General features: G+C 63.8%; 13 protein-coding genes. 9 read left to right on the forward strand and 4 right to left on the reverse strand.

Features of this window, described 5'->3' with window-relative positions; genetic code table 11:
- The first annotated feature begins 131 nt into the window (after positions 1-131).
- From CSQ92_RS11300 to CSQ92_RS28730, 4 genes are all read left to right on the forward strand, one after another.
- Entirely contained in the window at positions 132-701 is a 570-nt protein-coding gene (locus CSQ92_RS11300) for a DUF2760 domain-containing protein (protein WP_099394157.1), read from the forward strand.
- Positions 698-2,569, forward strand: coding sequence for an Hsp70 family protein (locus CSQ92_RS11305; RefSeq protein WP_230521055.1), 1,872 nt, complete (start codon positions 698-700; stop codon positions 2,567-2,569). The genes CSQ92_RS11300 and CSQ92_RS11305 overlap by 4 nt, the downstream gene beginning before the upstream one ends.
- A 2-nt stretch (positions 2,570-2,571) precedes the next feature.
- Positions 2,572-5,346: an Hsp70 family protein gene (locus CSQ92_RS11310; protein WP_099394158.1), complete on the forward strand. Its 2,775-nt coding sequence runs from the start codon at positions 2,572-2,574 to the stop codon at positions 5,344-5,346.
- A gap of 566 nt (positions 5,347-5,912) precedes the next feature.
- Positions 5,913-7,052 carry a hypothetical protein gene (locus CSQ92_RS28730; protein WP_143450350.1) on the forward strand — a complete coding sequence of 380 codons (1,140 nt, stop codon included), beginning with the start codon at positions 5,913-5,915 and terminating at the stop codon, positions 7,050-7,052.
- 2 nt (positions 7,053-7,054) lie between these two features.
- Here the strand turns inward: CSQ92_RS28730 and CSQ92_RS11315 are convergent, their stop codons facing one another.
- The 3 genes from CSQ92_RS11315 to CSQ92_RS11325 all read right to left on the reverse strand — a co-directional run bounded on the left by CSQ92_RS11315 (position 7,055) and on the right by CSQ92_RS11325 (position 11,562).
- Positions 7,055-8,623, reverse strand: a complete 1,569-nt coding sequence (locus CSQ92_RS11315) for a CHASE2 domain-containing protein (protein WP_099394159.1) — start codon at positions 8,621-8,623, stop codon at positions 7,055-7,057.
- 94 nt (positions 8,624-8,717) lie between these two features.
- Positions 8,718-10,037 (reverse strand): serine hydrolase domain-containing protein, encoded by a 1,320-nt coding sequence (locus CSQ92_RS11320; protein ID WP_373606032.1) that lies wholly within the window; start codon positions 10,035-10,037, stop codon positions 8,718-8,720.
- A 28-nt stretch (positions 10,038-10,065) separates the two neighbouring features.
- Positions 10,066-11,562, reverse strand: a complete 1,497-nt coding sequence (locus CSQ92_RS11325; RefSeq protein ID WP_099394160.1) for an alginate export family protein — start codon at positions 11,560-11,562, stop codon at positions 10,066-10,068.
- 209 nt (positions 11,563-11,771) lie between these two features.
- On the opposite strand from CSQ92_RS11325, the gene CSQ92_RS11330 reads away from it, so the two are divergent.
- Both CSQ92_RS11330 and CSQ92_RS11335 read left to right on the forward strand, forming a co-directional pair.
- Complete coding sequence (locus tag CSQ92_RS11330; RefSeq protein WP_099394161.1) at positions 11,772-12,914, forward strand: helix-turn-helix domain-containing protein; 1,143 nt, start codon at positions 11,772-11,774, stop codon at positions 12,912-12,914.
- A 142-nt stretch (positions 12,915-13,056) separates the two neighbouring features.
- Positions 13,057-14,865 carry an NAD(P)/FAD-dependent oxidoreductase gene (locus tag CSQ92_RS11335; protein WP_099394162.1) on the forward strand — a complete coding sequence of 603 codons (1,809 nt, stop codon included), beginning with the start codon at positions 13,057-13,059 and terminating at the stop codon, positions 14,863-14,865.
- Positions 14,866-14,950: 85 nt separating this feature from the next.
- On the opposite strand, the gene CSQ92_RS11340 is transcribed toward CSQ92_RS11335, so the two are convergent.
- Positions 14,951-15,517 (reverse strand): YceI family protein, encoded by a 567-nt coding sequence (locus CSQ92_RS11340; protein WP_034779171.1) that lies wholly within the window; start codon positions 15,515-15,517, stop codon positions 14,951-14,953.
- A 322-nt stretch (positions 15,518-15,839) separates the two neighbouring features.
- Here CSQ92_RS11340 and CSQ92_RS11345 point away from each other — a divergent pair, with 322 nt between their 5' ends.
- The 3 genes from CSQ92_RS11345 to CSQ92_RS11355 all read left to right on the forward strand — a co-directional run bounded on the left by CSQ92_RS11345 (position 15,840) and on the right by CSQ92_RS11355 (position 20,397).
- On the forward strand, positions 15,840-16,367 hold the full coding sequence (locus CSQ92_RS11345; protein WP_099394163.1) for an RNA polymerase sigma factor: 528 nt from the start codon (positions 15,840-15,842) through the stop codon (positions 16,365-16,367).
- Positions 16,364-17,374, forward strand: coding sequence for a FecR family protein (locus CSQ92_RS11350; protein ID WP_099394164.1), 1,011 nt, complete (start codon positions 16,364-16,366; stop codon positions 17,372-17,374). Before CSQ92_RS11345 ends, CSQ92_RS11350 begins: the two co-directional genes overlap by 4 nt.
- 101 nt (positions 17,375-17,475) lie before the next feature.
- Positions 17,476-20,397, forward strand: coding sequence for a TonB-dependent receptor (locus CSQ92_RS11355; RefSeq protein ID WP_099394165.1), 2,922 nt, complete (start codon positions 17,476-17,478; stop codon positions 20,395-20,397).
- The last annotated feature ends 18 nt before the right edge of the window (positions 20,398-20,415 follow it).

The following is a 20,415-nucleotide window of genomic DNA, read 5'->3' on the forward strand; positions in this document are numbered from 1 at the left end:
CCCGGTAGCTGGTATCATGCGGGCAAACGCAGCCGGCCATATTGGCGCGGCACATGCACTACCCTGCGAAGCGGACCTGCCCTCCGGCGCGCCGCCGACGCCTCCCTACAGATCAGAGAAACGAGTTCCCTATGAGCACATCATCGTCGCACCCATCGTTCTGGCGCCGTGTCCCGCTGGCTTTCGGCGCCTTCTTCAGCACCCTGTCGGACGCCGCCTATGCGGCCCGCGTGGAAAAGCTGTCCCTGCCCGAAGCCGCCCCGGTGGCGCCAGTGGCCCCAACTCCGGCGCCAGCCGCCGCGCCCGTCATTTTGAAGGAAGCGACGCCGGACGCGGCCCTGCAATTGCTGGCCCTGCTGCAACGCGAAGCGCGATTGATCGACTTCACCCAGGAAAACCTGGGCAGCCATGCCGATGCCGATATCGGCGCGGCCGCCCGCGTGGTGCATGAAGGCTGCGCCAAGGTCATGCGCGAGTATTTCACCATCGAGGCCGTGCGCCAGGAAGCCGAGGGCAGCCGCATCGTCCTGCAGGAAGGTTTTGACTCCGCCCAGGTACGCCTGACGGGCAATGTGGTCGGCTCCGCGCCGTTCACGGGTACCCTCAGCCACCGCGGCTGGCGCGCCTCCAGCGTGCGCCTGCCGAAACTGAGCGAGCAGCACGACGCTGCCATACTGGCACCGGCCGAGGTGGAACTGTGAGCGACACGATCAACCCTACCCCGCGCTACGCCATCGGCATCGACCTGGGCACCACCCACAGCGCCCTGTCATATGTCAACCTGGTCGAGAGCGACGGCGAAAAGTCCAGCCATGGCGTGCTGAAAGTGCCGCAACTGTCGGCGCCGGGCACCGTCGAAGAGCTGTCGCTGCTGCCATCGTTCGTCTACCTGCCGCACGCCGATGAAGTGGCGGCGGGCGATCTGGCCCTGCCCTGGGTCACCGAGGAAGCCGAAGCGCCGTTCGTCGTTGGCGAAATGGCCCGCAGCCGCGGCGCCACCACGCCGATCCGTTTGGTGTCGAGCGCGAAAAGCTGGCTGTGCCACCCGGGCGTGGACCGTCGCGCGGCGATCTTGCCGAACGACGCGCCGGCCGAAGTCGCGCGCATTTCGCCCATCACGGCCGCCACGCGCTACCTGACGCACTTGCGCCAGGCCTGGGACAACGCCCACCCGCAAGCGCCGTTCGCCGAGCAGGAAATCACCGTCACCATTCCCGCCTCGTTCGACCCGGCAGCGCGCGAGTTGACGATGGAAGCGGCGCAGGCGGCCGGTTATTCCTCATTGACCTTGCTGGAAGAGCCGCAAGCGGCCCTGTACAGCTGGATCCAGACCAGCGAAGGCCGCTGGCGCAAGGAAGTCAAGCCGGGCGACATCATCCTGGTGGTCGACGTGGGCGGCGGTACCAGCGACTTTTCGCTGATCGCCGTGCTCGAGCGCGACGGCGTGCTGGAACCGCACCGCGTGGCAGTCGGTGAACATATCCTGCTGGGCGGCGACAATATGGACCTGGCGCTGGCCCACCTGGTGGCCCGCAAGCTGGCCGCCAACGGCACCCAGCTCGACGCCTGGCAGATGCGCGCGCTGACCTACGGCTGCCGCAGCGCCAAGGAAAGCTTGCTGGCCGACAGCGGCCTCGATGTGGCGCCCATCGTCGTGCCGAGCCGCGGTTCGAAACTGATCGGCGGCTCCATCCGCACGGAACTGACGCGCGCGGAAGTGTCCACCTTCATCCTCGACGGCTTCTTCCCGCAAGTGGAAGCATCGAGCCGTCCTGCCGTGCGCACGCGCGCCGGCCTGACGCAACTGGGCTTGCCGTATGCGCAGGATGCGGCCATCACGCGCCACCTGGCCGCGTTCCTGGGCCGCCAGGTGGCGGCAACGGCCGAACTGGAAGGCTTTGCCGGCCGCCAGGCGGACGGCGCCAGCTTCCTGCACCCGACGGCCGTGCTGTTCAACGGCGGCGTCTTCAAGTCGGACCTGCTGGTGCAGCGCATCATGGCCACCGTCAACGACTGGCTGTACATGGAAGGCGCGGAACCGGCGCGCATGCTGGCCGGGGCCGACCTGGACCTGGCCGTGGCGCGCGGCGCCGCCTACTACAGCTACGTGCGGCGCGGCCATGGCGTGCGCATCCGCGGCGGCACAGCCAGCGCCTTTTATGTCGCCATCGAATCGGCCATGCCGGCCATCCCCGGCATGGAACCGCCTATCCAGGCCCTGTGCGTGGCGCCGTTCGGCATGGAAGAAGGCAGCGAACTGGAACTGCCAGGCCAGCAATTCGGCCTGGTCGTGGGCGAACCCGTGCACTTCCGCTTCTTCGCCTCGTCCACGCGGCGCAACGACCAGATCGGCGACTTGCTCGATTTCTGGGGCCCCGATGAATTGCAGGAGCTGAGCGAAATCCAGGCGACCTTGTCCGCCGAAGGCCGTCAGGCCGGCGACGTGGTGCAAGTCAAGCTGCACGCGCGCGTGACGGAAGCGGGCACGCTGGAGCTGCTGGCCGTCTCCCCTGATGGCGCCGAGCGCTGGAAAGTGGAATTCGACGTGCGCGGCACGCCGCAGCAATAGGCATGCGCAGCGCTGTGGGCAAGCCGGCCTTCCTGGTCGGCATCGACCTGGGCACCACCAACACGGTGGTCGCCTATGCCAATGCCGACGATGCGCAGGCGGGCATCCAGCTGTTCGCCATCGAGCAGCTGGTCGCTCCCGGCGAAGTGGGCGCACGCCCCCTGCTGCCGTCCCTGCGCTACCACCCTGCCGCCGGCGAACTGGCGGCGGGCGACTTGCAGCTGCCCTGGCCGCAGCAGGACCTGGAGCATGCCGTGCTGGGCGCTCTGGCGCGCCAGCTCGGCGCCCAGGTGCCGGGCCGCCTCGTTTCCAGCGCGAAGAGCTGGCTGTCGCACGCGAACGTGGACCGCCAGGCGCCCATTTTGCCGTGGGGCGCCGAGGCCGACGTGGCCAAGGTGTCGCCCGTCGTGGCCAGCGCCAGCTATCTCGCGTATGTACGCGCCGCGTGGAATCACCGCTTCCCGGATTCTCCGCTGGAAGAACAGGAACTGGTGCTGACCATCCCCGCCTCGTTCGACGAGGGTGCGCGCGCACTCACCCTGGAAGCGGCCCGCATGGCGGGCTTGCCTGCGCTACGATTGGTAGAAGAACCGCAGGCGGCCTTTTATGACTTCCTGCAGCGCCAGCGCGCCACCCTGCGCGAGGACCTGGCCGATACGCGCCGCATTCTAGTGTGCGACGTGGGCGGCGGCACCACGGATTTCAGCCTCATCGACGTGGACTTCGATGACGACGGCGAACCGCAGCTCACGCGCAGCAGCGTGGGCAACCATTTGATCCTCGGCGGCGACAATATGGACCTGGCGCTGGCCCACCTGGTGGAAACGCGCATGGCGGCGGGCAGCGAAGGCGGCATGAAGCTATCGGCCGCGCGCTTGTCGCAGCTGATGGAACGCTGCCGCGCCGCCAAGGAATTGCTGCTGTCGAACGATGCGCCGGAGAGCGCCACCGTCACCCTGCTGGGCGCCGGTTCGCGCCTGATCGGCGGCAGCCGTTCCGTCGACGTCACGCGCGAGGAAGTGGCGGCCATGGTGGTCGATGGCTTCTTCCCGAAGGTGGAACTGAGCGAGGTGGCCAGAAAGGGCCGCGCCGGCATCGTGGAATTCGGCCTGCCGTATGCGCAGGACGCGGCCATCACGCGTCACCTGGCCGGCTTTTTACAACAACATCAGGGCGCACTGCCCGATACCCTGCTGCTCAATGGCGGCGTGTTCCGCGCCGACGCGCTGGCGCGCCGCCTGGCCGAGACCCTGGCGCACTGGCGTGGTCAGCCCTTGACCATCCTGCACAATGACAATCCAGACGTGGCCGTGGCCCGTGGCGCCGTCGCCTACGCGCTGGCCCGGCGCGGCCAGGCGCCGCGCATCGGCGGCGGCTCGCCGCGCAGCTATTTCCTCGTACTGGGCGAAGCGGGCAAGGACAAGCGCGCCGTCTGCATCCTGCCCCGTGGCAGCGCAAGCGGCGAGGAAATCCGCCTGACCGAACGGCTGTTCGCGCTGCGCCTGGGCAGGCCCGTGCGCTTCCACCTGGCCACGTCCCTCTTTGAGGCGGGCACGCCGCCGCAACTGGGCGAAATCGTCGACCTGGACGCCGGAGAATACTTGCGCCTGCCGCCGCTGGCCAGCGTGCTGCACGACAAACAGGATGCCAGTGACAAGCGCGAAATCACCGTGCAGCTGGCGACAGTCATGACCGAGGTAGGGACTTTGGAAGTGCATTGCGTGGCCGCAGCGGATGCCGGCCAGCGCTGGCTGCTGGAATTCCAGTTGCGCGCTGGGCAGGAAGAGCAAGGAGATGGCGAGGCTCAAGCCGTTTCGCCGCGCGTGAAAGAAGCGGTCGAGAAGATCGAGCGCATCTTTGGTGGCAAGGCGCAAAAGGTCGAAGCCAAGGAAGTGCGGCAGCTGCGCCAGCACCTGGAACGGGGGCTGGGCGGACGCGAAAGCTGGGAGACTCCCCTGCTGCGCCAGCTGTTCGACGCCCTGCTGCTGCGCGCCCGTGGCCGGCGCCGCTCCGCCGAGCATGAGCGGGTCTGGCTGAACCTGGCCGGCTACTGTTTGCGGCCCGGCTATGGCGACGCGCTGGACCCGTGGCGCATCGAGCAGCTGTGGGCCATGTTCGACGCGGGCGTGCAGCATCACAAGGACAACCAGGTGTGCGCCGAATGGTGGACCCTGTGGCGCCGGGTGGCTGGCGGCTTGAACCCCGAGCAGCAACTGCGCCTGCTGGACGACTTCGCCTTCAACCTGCAAGCCGATGCGGCCCAGCGCGGCAGCCGCCCCGTCACCCTGGTCAACGGCAGCGACGACGACATGCTGCGCCTGGGCGCGTCGCTCGAGCGCATCCCCGGCGCCTACAAGGCCGAAGTGGGCGCCTGGCTGATCAAGCGGCTGGAGAAAGCCAGCAAGAAGGGGGAAGCGGCCGATACGAATACCCTGTGGGCGCTGGCCAGGGTCGGCGCGCGCCAGCCCTTCCACGGCAGCGCGCACGAAGTGGTCGACAGCGCCAGCGTGGCCGACTGGCTGCACGTGCTGCTGGCGCTGGACTGGAAAAAAGTGGAACCGGCCGCCTTCGCCGCCACCCACCTGGCACGCATGACGGGCGACCGCTCGCGCGACATCGGCGACGAGCTGCGGACCACCATCCTGGCCCGCCTGAAAGCCGTGGGCGCCCCACCCCTGTGGCAGGCCATGGTCAGCGAAGTGACGCAGCTGGACGAAGCGAGCACGAAACGCATGCTGGGCGAGGCGCTGCCACCGGGGTTGAAGCTGATCGGCTGATCGGATTCAAGCGCAGCCTGCCTACGCCAGCGCCAACAGCAGCATGATTCCGGGATAGGTGCGGCGCACATATCCCCACGTCGCCCATCAGGCAGTCCAGGCGCGTATATATACTACCTGGCACGCGCCAGCAGCACTGACAAGCGGGCAACCCTCCTTATCCCATGATGACTGTGCTTCCATCGCATCAATATTAAAAGCCCGCGCAGCTCCCTCTTCACTGCCGCGACTGTGTGCTGTTTAAGGGTGTGTCTGCATTTTCCAGCCGAACGTCTCAACCGGCCAAATGCAACACCAGGATAAGCTTTTGTCTGCACCGGAAGCCGACATCACCGGAAAATCATCCGAAATTGCTGCAGGCATCTTTAGGTGTCTATGGTTTTCCGAAACCACTAAAAATGGCAACTCGGTTATGCCATTAAATAATCACATCCAAATACCTAAAAATCACAACCTCATTCAATTCAACCACCATAATCATGACATGCATCAATACTGAAATATTTTAAATGCCACATCATGATATTTATTGCACTATTTGACACCTCATACATTTCCAATAAAAAATGACTTCGCAAAATAAAATACTTAACTTCAAATCGAAAAACAAAGTCCCGTCCACAAAAAAGGAAACCATCAAAGATTGGTTATCCATAACAAAAGACATGCTTGACATCGCATGGCGAGTAGCGCCACCCCTATCGCTGGCATGCGCCGGATTATTCCTCTGGATGTATTTAAAACATATCCAATGGAGTGGCTTATTTTATGAATCAGCCATGACAGTAACGGGACTCACCTTTCTGGTTCTGGCAGCAGTAGCGTTGAGCGCAATTAGTTTATTCATTCTTTCAACGCCATCGATACTGATGGGAATTACCCTATCTTATTTTGATAAAAATCAAAAAATAAAAAAAGAAGTCTCTACCATTTATTGGATAGCACTTAGTTCCTGGTTGCTCGTGATAAATGCGAGTCCATATATGGACGAAACTTATACCTGGATATTTATTCTTCCAATAATAACAACATCCCTTTATGGATACGTAAAATCAGATAAGTTGGGAAATTCAAACCCGACAACACATACCAGAAAATGGAAAATCGCCAATACGCTTGCAGTGATTGCCATGTCGAATTTTGCAATATTCGGAATAATCTTCCCGATATTTTTCTTTGATGGAATCATGTCGCATTATGCAGCAAATTCAGGCAATGAAATAATGAATAAATTAATAACATTATTTCTTATCCCGCTTGCAGCGCTTTCTCCAGGCCTGATTTACCTAATGTTACGAAAAGAAAATACTGGAGCACATAACATACCTAAAGTACTAGCAAATACTTCAGTTATTTTCATCTATTCAACATTTTTCCTTGTATTAATTTTTACTCCCGCATCAAAAATACTTTTAGAAAGCACCGAAATATACAACAACAATAAAAAGAAATTCCAAATACTAAAACCAGAGCTTAAGGAAATAATAAAACACACGAATATAGAAACAAAGTCGGATGGCGAATTGAGCACGATTTCAGCTTACATTCGCTACAGCTTTGCAGGAACAAAACTGATCTGCAATGAGCCATTGGAATTCATCGATTTCTCCAATTCGACGTCAAAAAAACGGAATAAGATAGATAAATCAAGCACCCTAAACTGCGTAGCGACTGTACCTGGCGACCTGCGTGAATTCAGTAATTAGCTTTACACCAGCGCCACCACCAACAGCACCACCGCCAGCGGCGCCTGCACCAGCACGATACCCGGATGCGTGCGGCGCAGCTGGGCCCACACGGACAGGCCCGGCACTTCCTCGTGCGGATGGTGGGCTTCGTCGCGCAGCGACATCGCGTGCAGGAACATGCCGGCGATCAGCGGGCCGGGGTTGACCCACCAGCCCTGTTCGAGCAAGCCGCGCGACAGGTAGATGGCCAGCGCGCCGATGGCAAACGGCGAGGCCCACACCAGCACCAGCATCAGGCGGATGCCATAGAATTCCGCCAGCGTGCCCATGCGGTGCAGTCGGCTGAAATCGTGGTCTTCCATGCGCCGGTCGATGGCCAGCTCGGCGCGGCCGTACAGGGTCCACAGGCCGCCGAACAGGCAGCCCAGCAGCACGCCGATGACGATGTCGGCCACGAACACAGCATATTTGTTGACGTCGGCCGTGCCGATGCCCAGCGACGTGTGGGCGGCCGCATGCAGGTGCAGGCTGGCCTGCTCGCCTTCGGCCGTCGTGTAGCGGTCGCGCACGTCATACGTGCTGCCGATATACACGACGTTCTTGCGCAATGCCGCGGCCTCCACTCCGGCCTGGCCATCGATCAGTTTCACGCGCGTGCGCGTGGGATTCAGGAATGCCGGCGCCACGGCGGCCGGGTGAAACGGTGCGGTGACGGCGTTCTGTTCGGCCGCCGCCTTGGCGTCGCCGCGGATGACGGGCTCGAACGCCCAGCGCGCCAACTCCTTTTCGCTGCCCGTACGCCGCGCCAGTTGGCACACGCGGCCAGCCAGCGCCACCACTTCCTTTTGCTCGGACAGGGCGGCCGGCATGGGTTGCTTCTGCTCCTGCTCGTCGGCGCCATGCGCCAGCTCGAAGGCCACGGCCGCCAGCACGGGGCTTTTCAGCTCGATGCGCGTGACGGCGCCCATGCGTTCGCGGATCCGCGGGCTGGCAAAGTGGATGCCGGCGGCGCAGCGCGCACGTATCCACGGCAGGTTCGCATTGCGGTCCGATTGCTCGGGCAGGATCAGCACCAGTTGCCGGCCATCGGCGGCCAGCCGGTCGAGCAGGCGGTCCAGCGGCCGCTCGCCCACCTTGTGCTGTTCATACACGGCCGGCGCCAGGTCCAGGTCGATGGCCAGTACCTTGCTGCCGCGCGCTGCGGCGCTGGCGATCAATTGCTCCAGACGTGAACGCTCCAGCGGTTCACGCTCGTCGAAGACCTGCTCGAACGCGGGCTGGTCGATTTCGATGATGCCGGGCCGGTAGGCGGCGCCCGGGTCCTTGCCCCGGTTTAGCAGTTGCCCCTGTTCCGCGCTGGCGCGCAGCATGGCCGCATCGAGCCATTCGAGCACGTGAAAACCTTCCAGCGCCAGCATCAGCGCGGCGATCAGGCTGGCGCCGATCACGTGGTGCAGCAGGTGCGTGCCCGTCAGCTTGAAGGCCGAGCCCAGCTGGGCGACCGGCCACAGCAGACGCCGCCAGAGCGGCGGGCGCGGTTGATCCTGCTGGCTGGTTTCCACGGTGCGTTCCCCTTGCGTACGGCGCATGAATTACCATTCAAGCAACGAATGATGACGAAAGGATAGTGTATTGCAGTTGCGCCCGTTCCGCCGCACGGCTGGCACGGGCACAACTGGCCGGCTACTGCGGCTTGGCCAGCAGCAGCTTGCCCAGCGCCTCGAACGCCGGCGTGGTGGTCGGGTCGTTGGCCGCGTTGGCCGCCGTCGGCGTGGAGGCGAAACGCACGATCACCATTTCCGCCTTCGGGTCGATGTAGATGCGCTGGCCGTACACGCCGCGCGCCATGTAGGCGCCATGGTCGTTATGCGTGACCCACCACATGTCGCGGTAGCTCCAGCCCTTGAGCAAATCATAGCCACCCTTGGCGAACAGCTGTTTGTCGCCGCCGCGGCGGATATCGTCGACGGCCGCCTTGGGCAAAATCTGCTGGCCGTTGTAGCGGCCATCGTTGCGCAGCATCTCGCCGAAGCGGGCCAGGTCGCGCAAGCCCGCATTCAAGCCGCCGCCGGCAAACGGCGTGCCCGTCGAATCGACCGTCATGTAGGCATCCTGCTCGGCCCCCAGCTTTTGCCAGATATGCTCGGACAGGTATTCGTTGACGTTCTGCCCCGTGACGCGGGCGATGATCCAGCCCAGCACGTCGGAGTTGACCGTGCGGTAGCCGAAGCCCTCGCCATGCCTGCCCTCGTGCCGCACCGTCTGCAGGTACTCGAAATAACTGCGCGGCCCCGTGTAATCCTTCGGCTTGGGCAGCGGGCTGCCGGCCGCCGCGTGCTGCCAGACTTCCGCTTTCGGGTCCGCGTAATCTTCGCTGAATTTCAGGCCCGTGGTCATGTCAAGCACCTGGCGCACGGTGGCGTCGCCAAACGCGGACTTCGCCAGTTCCGGCACATACTCGGCCACTTTCCTGCCTGGATCGAGCTTGCCTTCGGCCACAAGGGCCGCGCCGATGGTGCCCATGACGGACTTCGTCACGGACATGGCGCCGTGCTGGCCGCTTTCCTTCAATACGCCGAAATAGCGTTCATACACGATGCGGCCCCGGTGCAGCACGACGATGCCATCCGTGTAGTTGGCAGCCAGCGACTGCTCCCAGGTCATCGCGTCCTGCGCGCCCAGGGGCGTGAAGCGCAGGCTGTCGATATCCTTGCGTAGCGCGCGCGGCAAAGGCACGGGCGCTTTCAGGCCGCGCGCCACTTCCACCGTCGGCATCAGCTGGCGGAAGTGCGACACGCTCCAGCGCAGCTGGGGGAAATTGAAATAGCTGCCATCGTCGAAGCGGATGATCTTATCGGCCGGCGGCGGCGCGCCCACCATCCATTGCAGTGTAGCCGGGTCGCTGGCGGCGGCCGACAGCGGCGCTGCCGCATGGGCGCTGGCAGCCAGCGTAAGGCAGGCTGCGGCCAGGGCCATGCGTTTCATGCTGGGGAAATCGTTCATGTGATGCTCTCCTTGATAAACAAAATACTTAATACACCCATACGACGTTGGCCAGCCAGCCCGTCCAGGTCCGGGCCTGCCCGTTCACCAGCTGGTTCACGCCGGACTGCGCGAACGAGGCGCTGAAGCCCAGGGTCAGGTAGGTATTCGGGTTGACCACGCGCACATACTTGACGAAGACATCGTTCGCCAGCATCGGACGCAGCACGCCGGAGATCACCACGGGCGCGTCGCCCGGCACATCGAGGCGCGTCGCCTGGCCGAACTGCAGCGGGCTGCCCATCCGGTTGGCGCGTACCTGGGCCAGGTAAGCGGTCACGGTGTCTTTCGGCGTCGGGTGAAGCTCGATGGTGGCCTGCAGCGCATTCACGTTGGCATTGACAAAGACCCAGGTCGCCTTGCTGCCCGAAGCCCAGGCGCCCGGCGTGCCTTCGAAAAACAGCGGATCGAAGCGCTCGTTGCGCACCGTGCGCGGATCGTCGCCGGAAAAGCTCTGGTAGCCGAGGGTGAACTTCGGCGTCCACGCCACGTCGGGCAGGGAAAAGCCCCCTTCCGTGCGCCAGCCCCAGGCCCGCATCGGCTCGCGCGTATTCCATTCGCGCGCCGCGTCCACGCCGAACCAGCCTTTCGGCAGCACGGTGGGCAGTAAGGGCACGCGCGCATAGCCATACACGAACTGCAGGTCCTTGCGGCCGTCAGGCACGGCCAGCGGCGCGCCGATGCCGCCCGGCGCCGCCTGCGGATACGCGGCATGCGAACGGGGCGCCTTGCCATACGCGATGCCCGCCTTGCGGTCGTTCGCGGGCGCGTAGCTGACGTCAACGCCCACGACGCGCGTGCCCGAATCGTTGTCGGGGTTTTCATTCGGGTCGAGATAGAACGCCTGGGCGCTGAGCGCATCCTGGCTTATTTTGGCCACCACGGAATTCTGGAAGGCCTTGCGCGGCCCCAGTTTCAGCGCGCCACGGTCAAAGCCGTTCGAGCCGCCATTGGCGACCAGCATGCCCGTGCCCAGCGTGAAACTCTGCGCGCCGGCCGACAGGTCGAGGGTGGCGCGCGTGCCGCCGAGCGGCATGCGGATGCCGGCGACGAATTCCTCGATCGAGATGCGGCCCGTATCGCCCGCGCCAAAAGGGTCGTGGCGCAAGGTGCCCGAGCCGACGGCGGAAACGCGCGCATACAGCTGCTTGCCGTCGCCCAGATTGCGCTTGAAGCCGAGCGCCGGCTTGACATAGAACTCGTACCAGTAGGGATGAAAATCGAAGTCGGGATTGCGCGCTGGCGTATTCGACAGCTTCCAGAACAGATTGCTCTCGCCTGCCACCTGCACGCCCGCTTCGACGGAACGCGTCACTTGCCAGTCGGCGCCGATGGCCGGCTCGACGGCGGCGCGCCGGGCCACTTCCTTCTCCATGCTGCTCTGGCCATCGGGATCGAGCTGGCCGGCGGCGCCGCAGGCGGCGCTCCAGCCCAGCATCGCCAGCACCATCGTTCTGCGTACCAGGAACATCGTTTGCATTGCCATAGATATCCCTTGCGCTGGCTGACTGTATATTTGAGCGAATGTTATCAGAGATGCTCTTGTTGTAAGGCATCCTATCGTGCGGTGCGGCCGAGGTGAGACAAACGTCTCACGGCAGTCCCATGCTGCAATGCGGCATGCATGTGCCGGCGCTTCGTGCTACAAACGGAAAGACCATCAAAACACCAGATACCGAGACACTGGAGAGTGCCATGCCCTACGTCCGCCAGACCAGCCATATCGACCGCGTGCGCGACCTGATCGCCGGCCGTATCGTCAATCCGGGAGCCGACACGGCCAGGCTGGCGTCGTCGTACCGGCGCTCGCTGGACGACTACCGGCTCGACCCCGCCTCGACGACAGGGCCGCGCATCCTGACAAGCGCCGAACTGCGCGCCATCCAGCAATCCGAGGAAAATTTTCTGCGCTCCACGGGCCAGTGCCTGCCGCGCCTGCACGCCATGGTGCGCGAAGCGGGCTACTGCGTCATCCTCGCCAATGCGCGCGGCGTGACCATCGACTACGCGGTCGACACGGACCAGCGCAAGGATTTCAAGAAGGCGGGCCTGTATCCCGGTTCGTGCTGGTCGGAAGAAGAGGAAGGCACGTGCGGCATCGCCTCCGTGCTGCTCGACCACGAAGCCATCACCGTGCACAAGACCGACCATTTCCGCGCCGCGTTCACCGGCCTGACCTGCAGCGCCGCGCCGATTTTTTCGCCGCACGGCGACTTGATCGGCGTGCTCGATGCGTCGGCCCTGAGTTCGCCCGACGCGCGCGACAGCCAGCGCCTGGTAAAACAACTGGTGCGGCAAGGCGCGACGCTGATCGAGGACGGATTTTTTCTCAAGTCCTACGGCCATTGCTGCATCCTGCTGGCGCACCGCAACCGCCACTTCGTGGAAGTGCAGCCGGAGATGCTGCTCGCCATCGACGAGCATGGCGACATCGTCGCCGCCAACCGCTGCGCGCGCGATGTCATCGGGAGCCTGGACGTCCTGCCGCGTCCCGTCAACGAGGTGCTGGAAGTGCGCGCCGAGCGGCTGGTCGATGCGCGCGCGGGACACAATCTGCTGTCCCTGCGCCTGGCCGGCGGCAGCACCTGGCTGCACGCCCGCGTGCGCGCGCCGCTGCGCCAGGCCAGCGCGCGAACACGCGACAAGAACACGGCCCCTGTGACGGAGGGCGTGCTGGCCTACACCCCGCCGGAGCTGGCCGAGCGCACGCGCATCGCCCACGCCATGAACGCCGCCAAATGGCGTCCGCTGCAGGCTGCCGCCATGCTGGGCATCTCGCGCGCCACCCTGTACCGCCGCCTCAAGCACTTGAAAATCGTGCCGCCGCACCGCCAGTAACCGATCGAAAAGCTGAGATTTCCGTCTCAATCGCCGCCATGCTGCGCTGCGGGATGCGGCGCCAGAACGCCAGTGTTACAACATCGTCAGCGGCAAGACAGCCGCATACCATCATAAAGTCAGCAGACTTGGAGGAGACACGATGCAAACCGAAATCAACCCGCACGACCTGGCCGTGGCCGGCATCCTGGAGCAGCTCGAAGGCTTTCTTCGCGCCAGCGACGGCACGGGCGCCGCGCAACTGTTCGAACAGGACGGCTACTGGCGCGACCTGGTGCTGTTTACCTGGAACCTGAAAACCCTGGAGGGCCGCGAGCAGATCGCCGCCATGCTGGCCGCCCAGCTGGGCGCCGTGCAGCCCGTTTCCATCCGCATCGCCGATGGCGAACATGCGGTGGAAGCCGGTGGCGTGCTGCAAAGCTGGATCACGGTGGAAACGAACGTGGCGCGCGGCGTAGGCTTCATCCGCATCCGCGACGGCAAGATCTGGACCCTGCTTACCACCATGAGCGAATTGAAGGGTTTTGAGGAAGCCAAGGGCGGCCGGCGGCCCATGGGCGCGGAACACGGCGCGCGCACGAACCGCAGCAGCTGGCTGGAGCACCGCGAGCAGGAAGCGGCGGAACTGGGCTACGCGCGCCAGCCCTACTGCGTCATCATCGGAGGCGGCCAGGGGGGCATCGCGCTCGGCGCGCGGCTGCGCCAGTTGAACGTCCCCACCATCATCATCGAGAAAAATGCGCGCCCGGGCGACAGCTGGCGCAAGCGCTACAAGTCCTTGTGCCTGCACGACCCCGTCTGGTACGACCACATGCCGTACATCCCCTTCCCCGACAACTGGCCCGTCTTCACGCCCAAGGACAAGGTCGGCGACTGGCTGGAGATGTACACCAAGGTAATGGAGCTCAATTACTGGGGTTCGACTTCATGCGAATCGGCCAGCTTCGACGAGGCCAGCGGCGAGTGGACGGTGCAGGTCCTGCGCGACGGCCAGCCCGTCACCCTCAAGCCAAAACAGCTGGTGCTGGCCACCGGCATGTCGGGCAAGGCGAACATGCCGAAGTTCAAGGGCATGGACATATTCCAGGGCGAGCAGCAGCACTCGTCGCAGCATCCGGGGCCGGATGCGTATGCCGGCAAGAAGGTGGTGGTCATCGGCGCGAACAATTCCGCGCACGATATCTGCGCCGCCCTGTGGGAAGCTGGCGTGGACGTGACCATGGTGCAGCGCTCGTCGACGCACATCGTCAAGTCGGACTCGCTGATGGACCTGGCGCTGGGCGACCTGTACTCGGAACGGGCGCTGGCCGCCGGCATGACGACGGCCAAGGCCGACCTGACGTTCGCCTCGATCCCGTACAAGATACTGGCCGACTTCCAGAAACCCATCTTCAAGGCCATCCGCGAACGCGACGCGGACTTTTATGCGCGCCTGGAAGAACGGGGCTTCATGCTCGATTTCGGCGACGACGATTCCGGCCTGTTCATGAAATACCTGCGCCGCGGCTCCGGCTACTATATCGACGTGGGCGCCTCCGAGCTTGTCGCCGAGGGCAAGATCAAGCTGAAAAGCGGCGTCGGCGTGCAGGAATTGAAAGCCCGTTCCATCGTGCTGTCCGACGGCACGGAACTGCCGGCCGACCTGGTGGTATACGCCACCGGCTACGGTTCCATGAATGGCTGGGCGGCCGATCTGATCTCGCCCGAGGTGGCGAATAAAGTGGGCAAGGTGTGGGGCCTCGGTTCCGCCACGACGAAGGATCCGGGGCCGTGGGAAGGCGAGCAGCGCAATATGTGGAAACCCACGCAGCAGCAAGCCCTGTGGTTCCACGGCGGTAACCTGCACCAGTCGCGCCACTATTCGCAATACCTGTCGCTGCAGCTGAAGGCGCGCATGGAGGGATTAACTACCCCCGTGTATGGGCAGCAGGAGGTGCATCACCTGGCGTGATCCTAACCAGCAATCCGACCTACCAATGACAAAAAAATGGCGACGGACCGAAGTCCGCCGCCATTTTGCATCATGCAGCCAACAATTACTGCTTGATCGCTTCGATGGCAAACGTCAGGGTGACATCATCGCTGACGGCTGGCGCATATTTGCCGGCGTTGAATTCCGAGCGCTTGATCTTGGCCGTGGCATTGGCGCCGCAAGCGTCTTTTTTCAGCATCGGGTGCGGGGCGCAGGTGAACGAGGTGACGGTCAGGGTAACTGGCTTGGTCACGCCTTTCAGGGTCAGGTTGCCGTCGACGGAAGCCAGCTTGTCGCCGTCAAAATTGAACTTGGTCGATTTGTAGGTGGCGACCGGGAACTTGGCCGTGTCGAGGAAATCTTCGCCCTGGATGTGCGAGTTGAACAGGGTCGAACCCGTATCGACGGACTTGGTGTCGATCAGCACTTCGACGGCGCCCGTCTTGGCGGCGCGGTCCAGGGTGACCTTGCCGGTGGTGTTATTGAAACGGCTTTGCTGCGTCGAGAAGCCCATGTGGGTGTACTCGAAACGGGGGAAGGTGTGGCTGCCATCGATGACATAGACTTCAGGAGCGGCAAACGCGGACAGCGAGAAGCCGGCGGCGGCGATAAAAGCGAGCAGTTTTTTCATTGTAGGTTCCTGATAGAAAGTGGAGGATGTCAAAACCGCAAGCAGCTGCAGGCGAATGGCGCATGCGGCTGATTGTCTGGCTTCAGTTGCAACAGATTATGCATGGCATGAAGATCGATGTAAAACGGAAAATATACCTAGTTAGCATCGATAAAATCGATAATACCCGCCAATAAGGTCCGCCACAGCGCCTTCTGTTGCCGATTATTGTCTGCATTGCCAAAAATATCCAGCGTTATCCAGCAATACAGATGAGAATGATTCTTGTTATTATTTGATGGGCTTGCTATCATTGCCGGCTTTGATAACGAGGAAACGCGCGGTGCTTGAACGCTATTACCAGGAATTGCTGCGCTTGATTTCGCGCTCCACCGGCTGCCGCGACAAGGCGCAGGACGTGGTGCAGGAAGCCTACGCCCGCATCCTGGCGCGCAAGCCGCTCGGCGGCGCAGCTCCCCTGCAAGGGAGCATGGCGCCCGATAGCGGCCAGCGCGCACTGCTGTACGTGACGGCAAAGAACATCGCCATCGACGAACAGCGCTTGCGCCAGCGCCGCCCCCACGACGACATCGACACACCGCATTTCCAGCTGCGCGCGCCACGCGCCGACGAACCCGAACAACGGCTGCACGACCGGCAAACCATGGAACGCCTGCTGGCCATCATCGAAGCCTTGCCGCCGCGCTGCCGACAGGCTTTCGCGCTGTACAAATTCGAAGGTATGAGCCAGATCGAGATCGCCGCCCAGATGGATATCTCCGTCAACATGGTGGAAAAACATATCATCAATGGCATGCTCGCCTGTAAAAAAGGCATGCCCGAACGCGATACTGGAAAAGACCGCGCATGACACCCAACCCGACTCCGGCAGACGACATCGATTTCCAGGCCGCGCAGTGGCTGCTGCGCCACGACGCCGGCCTGGCCGCGCCTGAACTGACGGCGCTGCGGCAATGGCTGGAAGCGGACGCGCGCCACCAGCATGCCTGGGATGCGCTGGCGCGCACCGACGCGCTGCTGGCCAGCCTGCCCGCCCAGCGCGTGGCCGCCTTCAGCCAGCCCGCCCTGCCCTCATCCGCTGCGGCCCCTGTTTCGCTGCTACAGCGATTGGCGCATTTACCGCTGGCGGCGAGCCGGCTGCCGCGCGGCGCGCTGGCCGGCGGCTGCCTGCTGCTGTGCGGCCTGCTGGCCTGGCCGCTGGCCAGCCATCTGCAGCAGCCCGGCTTCCAGCACGATTACAGCACGCTGCGCGGCCAGTTTGCCACGCAAGTCCTGCCCGACGGCAGCCGCATCGAACTCGATAGCGGCAGCGCCGTCGACGTGGCCCTGTACCGCGACAGGCGCACCGTGCGCCTGCTGCGCGGCCAGGCCATGTTCCATGTGCAGGCCGACCCGGCGCGTCCATTCCAGGTGCTGGCGGGGCCGGCCACGGCCACGGTACTGGGCACGCATTTTTCAGTGCGCCATGTAGGGGCCGCTACGCAAGTCAGGGTGGCGCAAGGCACGGTGCGCGTGGAAGGGGAAGGCGACGCGCGCGCTCAAGTGCTGCAGGCGGGCGACGCTGTCACCGTCACGCCGCAGGGCGTGAAAACGCTGGCCAGGGTCAGCGCGCAAGCGGTGGGAAACTGGCGTGCCGGGCGCCTCGATTTCGAGGACGCGACCCTGGCCGAAGCGCTGGCCGAATTCGAGCGCTATGGCGACACAAACCTCGTGCTCGGCGATCCGGCCCTGGCCGGCCTGCGCCTGAACGGCAGCTTCGACGCGAAGCTGCCGGCGCAATTTGCCGCCGCCCTGCCGCTGGCCTTGCCCGTGCGCCTGCTGCGCCAGGACGGCAAGCTGCATATCGTCGCCCGCTGATTGCCGGAGCATGCAGCGAAATAAAATCAATCCGCACGTCAGGGTAAATGATACTCATTCGTTTTAACTATGAATGATCACCACATCACCATAGGAAAAACATGCACATGACTCCACCGCGCCATCCCTTGCACGCCCGCCTGTCTCCCCTGTTCCTGGCCATCGGCCTGGCCTTCGCCACACCCGCCACGCATGCCGCCACCGCGCCGGTGGCGCAGGTGGAATGGCAGATCCCCGTGCAACCGTTGAGCCGCGCGCTGAACGAACTGGCGCGCCAGGCAGGCATGGTGCTGCTGGCCGATGCGCGCCTGACCGAAGGCCGGCACAGCGCCCCGCTGCAAGGCCGGCATTCGTTGCCCGAGGCGCTGCGCCAGCTGCTGGCCGGCAGCGGCCTGCAAGCACAGCTGCAGGGCGGCACGACCATCATCATCAGCGCACCCGCGCCTGTCGCCGCCGGCGCGGTGCAGATCGGCACCCTGCGCGTGAATGGCCAGGGCGGCAGCGGCACGTTCGAGGCGGACGACACGGATCCGTCCGACCTGCCCTACCTGACGCCGGCCGCCTCCGTGTACATCGGGCGCGAACAGATCGAGCGCTTCCGCGGCACCTCGCCGGCCGATATCTTCAAGGGCGTGGCCGGCGTGCAGGTGGGCGACAGCCGCAACAGTGGCGCCGTCGACGTCAATGTGCGCGGCATGCAGGGCCAGGGCCGCGTACCCGTACTGATCGACGGCAGCCTGCAATCGTCGACCGTCTACCGCGGCTACGCGGGTATCGCCGACCGCAGCTACATCGACCCGGACCTGATCAGCGCCATCCGCATCGACAAGGGCCCGAACCTGTCGGCGCAGGGCGCCGGCGCCATCGGCGGCATGGTCAGCATGCAGACCCTGCGCCCGGAAGACATTCTGCTGGCAGGCCAGCGCACGGGCGTGCGCCTGCGCGGCGGCATCCAGGACAACAGCGTCACGGCACCCGGCGATTTCGGCAGCGCGCCGCGCACGCACCGCAACAAGCTGGGCAACCCGCGCAGCGGCTTTGGCAGCATCGCCGTGGCGACGCGCCAGGACGACTACGACCTGGTGGCGGCCATCAGCCACCGCAGCATCGGCAATTATTTTTCCGGCACGCGCGGTTTCGAACGCTATCAGCTGCTCAACGAATGGGGCGACGACAATGGCGTGACGCAGTTCTTCAAGCGCGGCGATGAGGTGCTGAACACGGCCAACCGCACCACCTCGGCCCTGCTGAAGGCCAACCTGCGCCTGCCGCACGAGCAGAAGCTGGAGCTGGGCTACCGCTATTTCGACAGCAGCTATGGCGAAATCATGCCCTCGCAAATCTACCGCAACAGCACCGGCAGCATCCCGCAGTGGGACCCCAGCCAGGTGCGCACCAATGCGCTGACGGCGCGCTACGAGTGGAAACCGGAAGGCCAGAACCTCATCGACCTGAAGGCCAACCTGTGGCTGACGGACATGCAGAGCAAGTCGCGCAACGGCGACATCTTCAGCAATCCGCTGGAAGGCAAGCCCAATCCGGGCGACCATGAATGCAAGGAGTGCGTGGAGGTGCTGTACCTGGCGAAGAACCAGGCGCGCCGCGTTGGCGCCGACCTGACGAACACCTCGCGCTTCGCCACCGGCATGGGCGCGCTCAAGCTCGATTACGGCTTGTCCCTGCAGAACGAGGATATCGGTCCGGCCGATAGCGTGCGCATCCTCGATGAAGACTTGAACGCCAATCACACCCTGCGCAACGGCAAGCGCCACGAGCAAAGCGTATTTGCGTCGCTGCAGTGGCAGGCGCGCGACTGGCTGACCGTTGACGCGGGCGGACGCTTCCAGCGCTTCGATTCCCGCGACCGCAACCGCCGCGCGGAACAGCAGTACCAGCCGCAGGGCTGGCAATGGGTCACCATGTGGGACAAGGACGGCGACCAGCTCGGCGCCGCGAAATGGTACCAGGATGCGCAGGGCCAGTTCACGGCGGCCACCAATCCCGCGCTGGTGGGCGGCATGGTGGAACGCTATGGCGAGGAACCGGCGCCGCTGGACCTGTCGCAGGTGGACCAGTGGAGCGGCAATGGCTATGTCTACCGCGACGCCATCCCCGGCCTGTTCAAGTACAGCACGCCGATCCGCCGCAAGGACCACGGTTTCTCGCCCACCTTCGCCCTGACGGCGCGCCTGTCCGACAGCGTCAGCCTGTTCCTGCGCGACGCGCGCGGCCTGCGCATGCCCAGCCTGTACGAATCGACGATGGGCTTTTCGGCCACCTATTCGTCGCCGCTCAGGCCCGAGCGCAGCCACAACCGCGAAATCGGCTTCAGCCTGGTCAAGGACGGCGTGTGGAGCGCCAGCGACAAGCTGCGTCTGCGCGTGTCCTACTTCGACAACGTCACGCATGGCTACATCACGCGCCGCCCGATACCCGACCTGCCGGCCTACGCGCAGAATTTCTCGATGGCGAACACGGACAAATACAGCGTCTCGGGGATCGAACTGCAATCCTCATATGACCGGGGTAGCGTGTTTGCCGATTTTTCCGGCACCTGGAACCGCAAGACCCTGATCTGCGACGCGGCCACGGCAGCGTATTTGCGCCAGGCCAGCAAGTGGCAATCGGATATCTGGAACACGCCAGACTGCTCGCCCATCGGTTTTTCCAGCTCGTATGTCAGCAACCATATCCAGCCCAAGCTGAGCGCCAACCTGACCCTGGGTACGCGCTGGCTGCAGGAAAAACTCACCGTGGGTACGCGCCTGACGCACGTGGGCCATCCGCTCGCGCGACAGGACGACAAGGCCGTCTGGCAGTCGTGGACAGGCACCTCGCCGCAAGTGCTGACGCAGGCCTACACCCTGGCCGACCTGTTCGCCAGCTACAAGATCACGCCCAACGCCACCCTGGACGTGGCGGTGGACAACCTGACGGACCGCTACTACCTCGATCCGCTGACCCTGAGCCTGATGCCGGGACCGGGCCGCACGGCGCGCGTCACGCTTGGCCTTCGTTTCTGATTTGATTCATCCTTATAA

The sequence above is a fragment of the Janthinobacterium sp. BJB446 genome (assembly GCF_002735655.1).
In the GTDB taxonomy this organism is placed as follows: Bacteria; Pseudomonadota; Gammaproteobacteria; order Burkholderiales; family Burkholderiaceae_D; genus Janthinobacterium; species Janthinobacterium lividum.